This window comes from Rhodothermales bacterium (assembly GCA_041391505.1).
Classification (GTDB): domain Bacteria; phylum Bacteroidota; class Rhodothermia; order Rhodothermales; family JAHQVL01; genus JAWKNW01.
The window spans coordinates 1-10,958 of sequence record JAWKNW010000054.1 but is presented as its reverse complement, the minus strand read 5'-3'; the positions used below and the strand labels follow the sequence as shown (position 1 = coordinate 10,958).

The 10,958-nt window shown below is 66.1% G+C and carries 10 protein-coding genes; 2 read left to right on the top strand and 8 right to left on the bottom strand.

Annotated elements, in window-relative coordinates:
* Window positions 1-135: 135 nt before the first annotated feature.
* From virB11 to R2834_24510, 8 genes are all read right to left on the bottom strand, one after another.
* Window positions 136-1,146, bottom strand: a complete 1,011-nt coding sequence (gene virB11 / locus R2834_24545) for a P-type DNA transfer ATPase VirB11 (protein ID MEZ4703523.1) — start codon at window positions 1,144-1,146, stop codon at window positions 136-138.
* A gap of 16 nt (window positions 1,147-1,162) precedes the next feature.
* Window positions 1,163-2,242 (bottom strand): TrbI/VirB10 family protein, encoded by a 1,080-nt coding sequence (locus tag R2834_24540; GenBank protein MEZ4703522.1) that lies wholly within the window; start codon window positions 2,240-2,242, stop codon window positions 1,163-1,165.
* Window positions 2,243-2,244: 2 nt separating this feature from the next.
* Window positions 2,245-3,072 carry a TrbG/VirB9 family P-type conjugative transfer protein gene (locus tag R2834_24535; GenBank protein MEZ4703521.1) on the bottom strand — a complete coding sequence of 276 codons (828 nt, stop codon included), beginning with the start codon at window positions 3,070-3,072 and terminating at the stop codon, window positions 2,245-2,247.
* Window positions 3,069-4,265 (bottom strand): type IV secretion system protein, encoded by a 1,197-nt coding sequence (locus tag R2834_24530; GenBank protein MEZ4703520.1) that lies wholly within the window; start codon window positions 4,263-4,265, stop codon window positions 3,069-3,071. The genes R2834_24535 and R2834_24530 overlap by 4 nt, the downstream gene beginning before the upstream one ends.
* A 157-nt stretch (window positions 4,266-4,422) precedes the next feature.
* Window positions 4,423-6,861 carry a VirB4 family type IV secretion/conjugal transfer ATPase gene (locus tag R2834_24525; protein MEZ4703519.1) on the bottom strand — a complete coding sequence of 813 codons (2,439 nt, stop codon included), beginning with the start codon at window positions 6,859-6,861 and terminating at the stop codon, window positions 4,423-4,425.
* A 255-nt stretch (window positions 6,862-7,116) separates the two neighbouring features.
* Window positions 7,117-7,398 carry a VirB3 family type IV secretion system protein gene (locus tag R2834_24520; GenBank protein ID MEZ4703518.1) on the bottom strand — a complete coding sequence of 94 codons (282 nt, stop codon included), beginning with the start codon at window positions 7,396-7,398 and terminating at the stop codon, window positions 7,117-7,119.
* Between the two features lie 3 nt (window positions 7,399-7,401).
* Window positions 7,402-7,746: a TrbC/VirB2 family protein gene (locus tag R2834_24515; GenBank protein ID MEZ4703517.1), complete on the bottom strand. Its 345-nt coding sequence runs from the start codon at window positions 7,744-7,746 to the stop codon at window positions 7,402-7,404.
* Between the two features lie 168 nt (window positions 7,747-7,914).
* Window positions 7,915-8,289, bottom strand: coding sequence for a tetratricopeptide repeat protein (locus R2834_24510; protein MEZ4703516.1), 375 nt, complete (start codon window positions 8,287-8,289; stop codon window positions 7,915-7,917).
* Between the two features lie 420 nt (window positions 8,290-8,709).
* Here R2834_24510 and R2834_24505 point away from each other — a divergent pair, with 420 nt between their 5' ends.
* Both R2834_24505 and R2834_24500 read left to right on the top strand, forming a co-directional pair.
* Window positions 8,710-10,239 carry a hypothetical protein gene (locus R2834_24505; protein ID MEZ4703515.1) on the top strand — a complete coding sequence of 510 codons (1,530 nt, stop codon included), beginning with the start codon at window positions 8,710-8,712 and terminating at the stop codon, window positions 10,237-10,239.
* 90 nt (window positions 10,240-10,329) lie between these two features.
* Window positions 10,330-10,958 (top strand): TonB-dependent receptor plug domain-containing protein (locus R2834_24500; GenBank protein MEZ4703514.1); only part of this gene is annotated, 629 nt, incomplete at its 3' end.

The window sequence follows — 10,958 nt, the reverse complement described above, 5'->3', positions numbered from 1 at the left end:
ATTGAATACCCAGTTTACCGCCATGGCAAGAGCTTGGGCGGCCCCATTATCGGTGGGTCGCGCTCAGGCCAAAGTCAGGGAACCGAGAGGCAAGCTGCGAATTTGTGACGGCTCGTCAATTTTACCGAGCGTCTCTCAGACAAGGTTTAGTGAATCTGCGATTTGGGCGATTACTCGGCGTCCTTCGATGCGGTTGAGTTGGACGACGATATCGATGACGGAAGCGGCGTATTCGAGGGTTTCGGCGCGGGTGAGGCCGATATTGGTTTGCATGGCCATGAGCGCGATCTGTTCGAGGGCGCCTTTGGGCGAGTTGGCGTGGACGGTGGAGAACGATCCGGGGTGACCGGTATTGATGGCGCGCAGGAAGCTGACGGTTTCGTTGCCGCGCAATTCGCCCAGCACGATGCGGTCGGGCCTGAGGCGCAGGGCGGCCTGCAGCAGGTCGTTGGCCGAGACCCTGGCTTCGCCGAGTTCGCCCTTGACCGCGATCAGGCCGACGCCGTTGGCGCCGGGCAGTTTCAGCTCGGCGGTATCCTCGACCAGCACGACGCGCTCCTGCGCGGGGATCTCGTGCAGCATGGCGTTGAGGAAGGTGGTCTTGCCGGTCGATGTGCCGCCCGAGATCAGGATCGTGCGGCGGCGTTCGATGGCTTCGCGCAGATAGGCGATCGGCTCCGCCATGGGGTCGGGCATGGCCGGTTCCTCGCGCGGCGCGATCGGGCCGCGGTCATAGGCATCGAGCGGCAGTTCGAGCAGGCGGTGGCGGCGTATCGCCAGCGCCCAGTGCGTCCTGGTGGCCGGCGGTCCGCACAGCTGGATGCGCGCGCCGTCCGGCAGCGTCGCCGAGAGCAGCGGATGCTCCCGGTTGATGCCCTGGTGGCTGACGCGCGCGACCTGCTCGGCCAGGCGCTGGAGCAGCCGGTCGTCGACCGCCGGCAGCTCGATGCGCTGCATGCCGGGATGGGCGGCGTCCTCGATCCACAGCTCGCCGGGCCGGTTGACCAGGATCTCGGTCACGCTTTCGCGCTCGAGCCAGGGGCGCAAGGGCGCCAGATAGGCATCGAGATAGACGCTGCGCGGCATCTGGGGCGGCGCCTCGCCCTGGTCCTGTCCGGGCTGCAGAGGAAGGATCGTTCCGGTCATGCCAGGCCCGATGGTCCTACGACACTTTCGAGAAGTCGAGATCTTTGGCGGTGAAGACCCTGATGGGTTCGCCTTGCCTGACGCGGATGGTGGGGCCGATCTGGCCGTTCTGGGAGACGGCGGCCGCGGCCGCGGATTGTCCGCCGCCGGCGATGACGACGCCGGCGTTGCCGGTGATGGTACTGAGGCCGCCGATGACGGAAAGCAGCATGGCCGAGCCGAAGCGTTCGAAGAAGTGGGAGTTGACCTTGCCGGCAAGGCCGGTCTCGCCACCGAAGGCGATGGCGGGAGAGCCGATGTTGACCGAGACGCCGTCCGGGCGGATCAGCCGGGTCCAGACGACATAGGCGCGCTTCTGGCCCGCGGTGAGGCCGGACTTGTACTGGCCGATCAGGCGCGAGGAGCGCGGGATCAGCACGCGCGCGCCGTCGAAGCTCCTGACGTCGGTGGAGACCACGGCGCGCACGTAGCCGGGCACGTCGGTGTCGATGGCGGTCTCCAGCACGGCCGGGATCAGCGTGCCCTGGGTGACCGTGGTCGCCGGATCGAAGCTGGCCTCGGCGGTGGCGGTGGTGCCGCCCACGCCGCCCAGGCGCGCGGCGAAGTCCTCGTTGGAGTTGCCGGTTCCGGCCGGCGATGTCGCCGCGGGGGGCGTAAACGGGCCGGGCAGGGCGCTGGCGTCGAACACCACGGTGGGGCTGGCATGGGGATTGGACGCGGGCGCCGCGACGACCGCGGCATCGGGCTGCTGGCTCAGCACCGGGGCAGGGGCGGGCGCGGCAGGCGCCGCGGGTCTGGGCTGCGGCGTCCGGGCCGGTGTCGCCGGAGCCGGAGGCGCTATCGCGGGAGCGGGAGCCTGGACCTGCTGCTGTGCGGGATTGCGCGCGGCGTCCATCGACCACAGGGTGAGCGCGCCGAGGCCGGCGACGATGGCGATGCCGGCGATCAGCCCCAGCGAGTCGCCGCGCTTGCGCTGGCTGACCGCGGGCAGGACGGCGCGGGTGGCAAGGTCGATGACCTCGGCGCCCTGCTGCTCGCGCGGGTCGTGTGCCTCTTCTTCGGGGGTGCGTTCGCGGATACGGGTGTTGGGAGCCATGGCTAGTATCCCTGTGATGCCGGAGAGGGCGATGATGAAGGCGTGCCGGCAGGCGCGGCGGCGGCGACCTTGCGGGGCTCGCCCCGGTTCTGCAGCGTGGCCTGCGCCTTGCCGGAGCGCAGCAGGATGAGGGCAGGCACGTCGTCGATGACGATGGTGGCCCCGCGCACCGCATAGTTGACCGGGCCTTCCTCGCCTTTCTCGTTCCTGACCAGGATCGCCGGCACCTCCTGCTTCGCGCCCCATACGAGATAGGTCGCATTGCCGTCGTCATAGACGCGCGCCGGCAGCAGCCTTTGCGTGCCCTTCTTCTCCCAGGCGAAGTTGAGCATCGCCGGATCGGCGGGAGTGCCGAGAGGATCGCCTTCGAGCAGCGCGCGCTCGGCATCGTTGAGCCCGGCGCCGTCAAGTCCGGCAAGACCGGGCTGCTCCTGCCCTTCGGGCTTGTCCTCCTGCGGATAGGCGAAGCGCAGCAGGTAGACCGGCCTGGCCCTGGGCGAGGCGACCAGGTCGAAGAAATAGGTGCGGCGGTCGGTCACGACCGTCATGTTGGTGCGCGCGGAGGCTTCCAGCGGCTTGACGAACAGCAGGTTGGCCCGCTTGTTCGGAGTGATCTGCCACTTGGCGGCATCGCCCACCGCGACATTCTCGATATGCTCGTCCTCGGCAAAGCCGATCGTCGCCTGCACTCCGAGCTTGCCGTCGATACGCACCACTTCGTTCTCGTCGTACATATGGCTGACGAGCCGCGTGTCCTCGGCATGGGCGGAGGAGAGGGCAGCGGGAACGGCCAGAGCGAACAAGGGCAAAAGGGTCTTCATCTTCATCATCGTGCCATCTGTCTTGGCCGGGGGGCGGGGGTGGCGAAGCGCGAGCCGATGCCGCGCGCGCGGGGCCGTGCCAGTACCGGCAGCGGCGGCGCGGCCGGCGCTGCCATCTGGGTCGTCGTGCGGCGGGTATGGGTATGGGTTGCGCCGGCAGGTCCGGCACCGGCCATGGCGGCATCGCCGCCGGGCGCCATCGCGCCTGTGCCCAGGCGCCGCGAAGTGGCGGTTTGCGCCGCCTGGCCGGCCGGCTGCAGCGGGGCCGCGGCATCGGGTGCGGCGGGCGATCCGCCCTTCGCATCCGCATCGCGCGCATCCAGGCCGAACACCTGCCAGCCCGAGACCATCGCCTGCGTCACCTTGAGCACCATCACCATCAGCGCGACATGGACCGAAGCGATCAGGAACAGCGCCATCGCCGCGCGCGGGTTGATCCCTTCAAGGGTCCCCAGCCCGGCGATCACCGGCACCATCAGCTCCAGGGTGAACGAGCCGCCGACCACCACGAACAGCGGCGTCAGCCCGGTCAGCACCACGCCGCGCAGCCAGCCCGCGGTCAGCCCGCGGGTGCCGGCAAACAGCGCGAACACCACGAACACCGGCCCCACCGCCAGCAGCACGGCCAGCGCGATCCGCGCGGTCACCAGCACGCCCACCGTGCCCAGCAGCAGCAGCAGCGCGGCCAGCCACATCAAATTGCCCGGCGAGAAGCTGCCGGTTGCCGCGCCCTGGGCCGCCCCTTGCGCGGCATCGGCCTGCTGGCCGCCGCCGGCGATCTGCGAGACCTCGCCGATCGCGGCCATGACGATGTCGATCCGGTCGGCGAAGATCTGCGTCGCCGAGCCGCTTGCGCCCGTCAGGATCGCGGCCAGCTGGTCGGGCGCGCCCACTGCCAGGTTCCACACCACCTGGCTGTAGGCCAGCCAGCTCGTCGCAAAGGTCAGCACCAGTCCCAGGGTCAGCATCTTCGGCGTCAGCGCCGGGATCGACAGCCGGCTGCGTCCGGCCAGCAGCGAGAGCGCGAAGAAGGCGATATACAGCGTCAGGATGATCGTCAGCGCCGGCACTAGCGCGCCTTCGGCCCCGAACAGCCGGTTGAAGGCCATCGCCGTGGCTTCGCCCGCCATGCAGTCGACCGCCCGCAGCGCCGGCGCTACCCCGGCAGAGGCGTTCTCCACAAGCTGGGTGCAGGTGCTCATTGTTTGCTCGCCTCACGGCTCGGCGGCACCGGCCCGCTCCCCCACCCGGCCACCCAAGCCATTATCCTCATGGGTGGCGGGGTGGGGGAGCGGGCCGGTGCCGGGCGCAGGGACAGCCGAAGGCTGGCCCGAACAGACGCCACAAGATACCAAACGCTCATTCGGCCGCCTCGGTCCAGACCGGGCCGTCCGTGGCCTGCGCGTCTCCGGGCCAGGCCGCTCCGGTCAGCGCCGGGTACCAGGCAGGCGGCGCATCGCCATAGCGCTCGCGCAGCGCATCCAGCTTGCGCACCGTGCTCTCGCGCCCCGACAGCACGGTCAGCACTTCGGGCATACCGCCCAGATCGAGCCGCACCACCACGGACGCATCGGCCTGACGCACCAGGAAGCAGCGCGAATGCGCCGGCAGGGTGCGGATCACCTCAAGCTCGTGGCTCGTCAGGCCGAAGCCATCGCAATAGTCCTCGGGGCGCGCCCGCGAGTTGGGCATGAAGACCATCGTCGCGGTCTGCTCGACCAGCGCGGTCGCGATCCGGCTTTCCAGCGCATCGCGCGCCGACTGCGTCGCAAAGCCGACCAGCGCGTTCCGCTTCCTCAAGGTCTTGAGCCAGTCGCGGATGCGGTGCGCGAAGACCTCGTCGTCCAGCGCCTTCCATCCCTCGTCGATCAGGATCATCGTCGGCTCGCCGTCCAGGCGCTCCTCGATGCGGTGGAACAGGTACATCATCACCGGCGTCCTCAGACGCGGCGTCTCCAGCAGCGCGGTCATGTCGAAGCCCAGCGTCCTGGCCGACAGGTCGAGCCGGTCGTGCGCATTGTCGAACAGCCAGCCATGCTCGCCCGTACCGCCCGGGCCATTCGCGATCCAGGCATCGAGCCGGCTCGCCAGGTCGCCCGGCTCGGGCCGGCGCGTGCCGGCCAGCAGCTCGCGGAAGTGGGTCAGGCGGCGCAGGCTTGCGTCATTGGCATAGGCGGCATCGACCGCGCCGGCGATCAGCGCCTCTTCCTCGGCCCCTTGCGCCTTCAGCAGCACGCCCAGCCAGTCGCGCAGGAACGCCCGGTTGACTGCCGTGTCGGGCAGCGCCAGCGGGTTGAACCCGGTCGGATGCCCGGCGGCGATCCGGCTGTAGGTCCCGCCGATCCCGCGCACGAACACTTCCGAGCCGCGGTCCTTGTCGAACAGGATGGTGCGCGGAGCAAACTTCTGCGCCTGCGCTGCCAGGAAGTTCATCACCACCGTCTTGCCCGAGCCCGAAGGCCCGATCACCGTGAAGTTGCCCAGGTCCCGGTCGTGGAAGTTGAAGAAGAACGGCGTCGAGCTGGTCGTCTCCAGCAAGGTCACCGCCTCGCCCCAGTGATTGCCCGAAGCCTGGCCCATGGCAAAGCCGTGCAAGCTTGCGAAGCAGGCCATGTTGGCGCTCGAGATCAGCGAGCGGCGCACCACCCAGGCCTCGTTGCCCGGCAGCTGGCCCCAGAACGCCGCTTCCAGGTTCACGTCCTCGCGCACCGCGATCGCCCCGCTATCGGCCAGCGCCGCCCCGCAGGCCGCCGTCGCCTCGTCCAGCGCATCGAGGCCGGGCGCGCGCACCAGCACCGTCAGGTGATGGTCGCCGAAGGCAACCGCGCCGGTGCCCAGCGCATCGCGCGCGCTCAACATCTCGCGCCGCTCGGCCAGCGCTTCCTCGTCGGCGCTCTTCAGCCGCCGGATCGCAAGATCGATCCGCTCGCGCGCCACCTGCCGCTCGGCCGGCGCATAGCTCTCGGTCAGGGTCAGCTCGCACGGCAGCCGCAAAAGCGCGTCGGCCAGCCCCGGGCCGGTCGCGTCGGGATAATCCTTCAGGCTCATCAGCGCGCCGAAGCTCGGGCTACCCGCGCCCTTGAGTTCCAGTGCGTCGAGCCCGAAGCTCACGCGCCGGTAAGGCAGCATATGGCCGATGTCGGTGCCCTCGGCCGGCCGGCGCACGGGCCGCATCTCGCCGTTGTACAGCGCGCTCAGAAGCTCCAGCACTTCCGAGCAGGTGCCGCCCGCTCCCTCGTAATCGCCCAGCAGCCGCGCGCCATAGGCGCCCAGCGATGCCGTCAGCGAAGCCGCCGCCGTGCGCAATGCCCGCAGGTCCGAAGGATCGGCTTCGACCGGGCCTCCTCTGGACCCCAATGGCCCCCCGCGCTTCACCAGCCGCGCCAGCCGCTCCGGCCAGCCGGCACGCCCCCGCGCCGGGCGGCGCACCAGCGTCACGAACTGGTCGTTCACATACAGCGCGCCGGACCCCATCTTCTCGCGCCAGCGCGCATCGATATAGCCGGCCAGCGGATCCTCGAACGCGCCTTCGAGCTCGACATGCACCTGGCGGCGCACGACGTGGTGGTACAGCACGAAGCGCGAGTCCAGCGAGCTCCTCAGAAGAACCTCGCGCATCGCCGCATGGGCATTGAGCTCGCCCGTGTCGGCCGTCTCGAAGCCCAGCCCCGGAACCATCAGCGAACACATCACCGATCCGTCGCGCAGCAGCACGACATTGCCGTCCAGCAGCGCCAGGTAAGGCAAACGGTCCCCCGCCAGCGCTTCCCGGCCAGACCAGCCCAGTGCCTGCTTCATACCGCCCATCATGAAGGTGTCCTTGTCAGGTGCGGCCAGGACATCCGTCCCGGCCTTGCGGCACCAGCCCACTCCCGTCCGAGGGGAACGAGAATGTCCGGGGGACATTCTCGCCGAAGGGGCCGGCCCCCCAGCGATAGTACCCTATGGGTGGCCGGGTGGGGGAGAGGGCTGGTGCCGGGCGCAGGGTTTGCACCAGCAAACCCGGTCAGATGCCACAAAACCACGCCCGCATCGCGCATCAAGGCCGCTTGCTCACACCGCATAGCTGTTGCAGCCCCAGCGCTGCCAGTTGCGTACCCGCGGGCAGCGGCTCACCTTCGCAATCCACAAATCGAACACGCGCGGCTCGCGCAAACACGCCAGATAGCCCGCCCCATGGATCAAAAGCGCCGCGGGCAGCGCCCAGAAGCTCTTCGTGATCAGGAACACCTCCGTCGTCACCGCCGCGTTGATGATGAAAAAGCTGTACGTCACCCCCGCAAACATCTGCGGACGCGTCAGCGCGCGGTGAACCGGATACCGAACCAGTTCCATAACCTACCCCGCCGCCGCCGACTGGATGCCCGACACGATCGCGCCGGCTCCGAACAATATGAAGCACCCGATGATCACCGTCGCCCCGAAGCGCCAGTTCATCCGCCCGGTCAGCATCAGAAAACCAACCGCCGCTACCGCCATCACCGCCACAGCCGTCGCCACATTGCCCAGCAACGTACCCTGCAACCACAACAACGCACCAACAATCGGCCCAGACCCAGCTGGATCACTACCACCAACCACCTGCGCATGGGCCCAATGCGGTGAAAGGGCCATAAAAATGGCAGGTAATGCTTTGGAAATATTTCTAATTTTAAAGAATCTGAATGAAGAAATGCGAATCATCGCGCCCTCCTTCCGGCGCGATGCGCTTCTAAAATGACAGCTCTGTGACGATTCCCAGGCTAAACCGGGCAATGCCCGTCCGGCATTATAAATAGGGCCATAGGGGTGAGGAGGGGCGCAGCGCGAACTGGTTGCGCGCCCTCCGGACAAGGTCTGTTTCGAATCGAATCAACGAAGCGCCAGGGTTTCTCCGTTCATCAACACCTGCGCTGCCTTGCGCGCCGCGCGACGGGAATCCATCCAGGTACCATCGGAGAGTTCGAGCATGTAGCGTGTATCGCTGTTGATTGCCGTCTCGAAGCAGTGAAGTGCCTTTTCGGTTTCGCCAAGCCTGGCATAGGCGGTTCCAAGATTGATAAGCGCGGCGGGGTCGCCCTCATCATCCAGCGGCGAAGCGAGAATATGCTCGACGGCTTCACGGTTTCGCTCCGCCATCAGTTCCTCATAAGCGACATCCACGCGCTCAACGCTGGCCCCGGCATTCGCAATCTGGTCTGCCGACTGCGCAAACAGGGCGCTGGCGGCAAGCAACGATACAATCATCGTCTATCTCCCATTTCCTATCGACCCGTGGATTTTCTGCCTTTGATCCAGCCAACGCAAGGAAAATGAGCCAACTGTCATAAAAATGCAATGTTGGCGTGAATCGACCAGATTTCCGCGAGTCGTGCAAATGGCACCTTCGCAAACCCGTGTTATCCGTGGGCCTGGGGTGAAGACCGAGACGCTGCTGCAAGAGGCGTCCCGCGCTTCGCGTGAAAAATATTCTGCCGACGCGGATCTCTGGTCCGGCCCGATAAATTGCGCGTGGCAAGGCTTTGTCTCGCTGTTGTCATGACAGTCGCATTCCTGTCGCAAAGGAAGTGTCATGATACCGAAAACAAACTGTCATCTGGCCTCTCTAGAGGGTCGAGTCGCGTTGGCGGAGTCGCCGCGTGATTCGACCTTGAGGGGGATTTCATCGTGAAGAACATTCATGGCTTGCTGCTCGTCGGCTGTAGTGCCGTTGCGCTTGCTGGTTGCGGAGCGGACGACATCGCTTCACCTGGTACTGGTGGAAATGTCACGATCAACAACACCACCAACAACCCAGCGCCGACGCCGACGCCCACACCGACGCCGACCGGCGGTGCCATCACGCCCGCGTCGGGCTGCCCGACGATTGCCGATCCGCAAGGCTTGACCGACGACGGCACGATCACGGGTCCGACTGGCACCTATCGTGTCTGCAGCCTGCCCAACAAGATCAACGAATCGATCAAGCTGACCAAGATTTCGGGTCTGCTTTACCAGCTCAAGGGTCGAGTCGACGTTGGCGATGACGGCGGCTTCACGGGTGGTTCCGATACCAACGTCACGCTCTCGATCGATCCCGGCGTGATCGTGTTCGGCGGCACGGGCGTTTCCTGGCTTGCAGTCAATCGCGGCAACAAGATCAATGCCGTCGGCACGCAGACCCAGCCGATCATCTTCACCAGCCGCGACAACGTGCTGGGCCTAAACACCGAGAACTCATCTGCCCAATGGGGCGGTGTCGTGTTGATGGGGCGCGGTAAAGTTACGGACTGCAACTATGGCTCGGTCGCCGCAGGCACCTGCGAACGCGACACCGAAGGCGCGGCTGATCCCGCGATCTTCGGCGGTGCCGACGATACCTACAACGCCGGTACGATCGACTATGTCCAGGTTCGCTTCTCCGGCTACGTCATCGGCGCCGACAAGGAACTCCAGTCGCTCACGCCCGAAGCTGTCGGCAGCGGCACTTCGATCAGTCACTTCATGACTTACAACAGCTCGGATGACGGCATCGAATTCTTCGGCGGCGTCACCAACCTGAAGTATTATGTCGCCGTTGGCGCTGAAGACGACAACCTTGATGTCGACACCGGCGCCCGGGTCAATGCCCAGTATGTCATCGTAGCCCAGCGCCAGGACGTTGGCGACACGATGATGGAGATCGATTCGAACGGTCTCGAAAGCGATACGCCGCGCACCAATATCAAGGTCGCCAATTTCACCTACATCCAGCGCAAGTCGGGCAACTCCGATGGAACCTCGATGTTCTTCCGGGGCAACTCGGACGTGACCTTGATGAACGGTATCCTCATCAGCCCGAACAACCCCTGCCTTGGTATCCACAACAGCTTCACCACTGCCGCGTTCGAATCGGTATTGATGCAGTGCGGTTCGCCGAAATACATCAACACCGGCAGTGCCGCCGCCGATGCCGGCGAGAGCTTCTTCGGTGCTGGCGACAACAACGACGACAGCTTCTCTCCGACGCTGACCAGCCTGTTCATCAACGGCAGCAACGAGAGCGGTGTGACCGCGTTCGATCCAAGCACGGTCGACAGCTTCTTCGATGCGACGGACTACGTCGGCGCGGTCAAGGATGCTGCGGACACCTGGTACGGCGGTTGGACCTGCAACAGCACGGCCGCCGATTTCGGTGTCGGCAACTCCGGTCTCTGCACGTCGCTTCCGACGAGCTGACCGGCCGCCTGACACGCCAAGGGGGGCGGCCGGACCCGGCTGCCCCCTTGTTCGCATTCGATATACCCCAGGGGGGCCATAAAAATGTTCATGCCGCGGCTTGCATCCCTGCTGCTGCTCACCACAGCGCTCGCGACCCCTTCTCTGGTGCAGGCGCAGGACACCACGCCTGACCTTGGCAGCGAGGACGACACGCCTCAGGAGCAGATGCCTGAGGCAGACATGCCTGATGCCGATCAGGAAACAGAGGGCGAAGAAGAAATTGAGCAGCCGGATGTTTCGGTGCCGGGTGCTGAAATCATTGTCACCGGGCGTCGTTCTCGCGACATAACCAGGGCCGCACCGCAGGTCATCTCGGTGCTTTCGACTGCTGAAATCGCGCGTACTGGCGAGGGTAACATTGCCGGCGCCCTGTCGCGCGTCACTGGCCTGAGCGTTGTCGGCAAGGGCTTCGTCTATGTTCGCGGTCTGGGCGACCGTTATTCGCTCGCCTTGCTCAACGGTTCGCCCCTTCCCAGTCCGGAGCCGCTCAAGCGCGTCGTGCCGCTCGACCTATTTCCAAGCAATGTGATCGCTTCATCGCTAGTGCAGAAGAGTTACTCGTCGAACTTTCCCGGCGAGTTTGGCGGCGGTGTGATCAACCTCACCACCAAGTCTGCGCCGCGGGAGGGTTTCCTCACCATCAGTGCGGGTATTGAAGCCAATACTGAAACCACCGG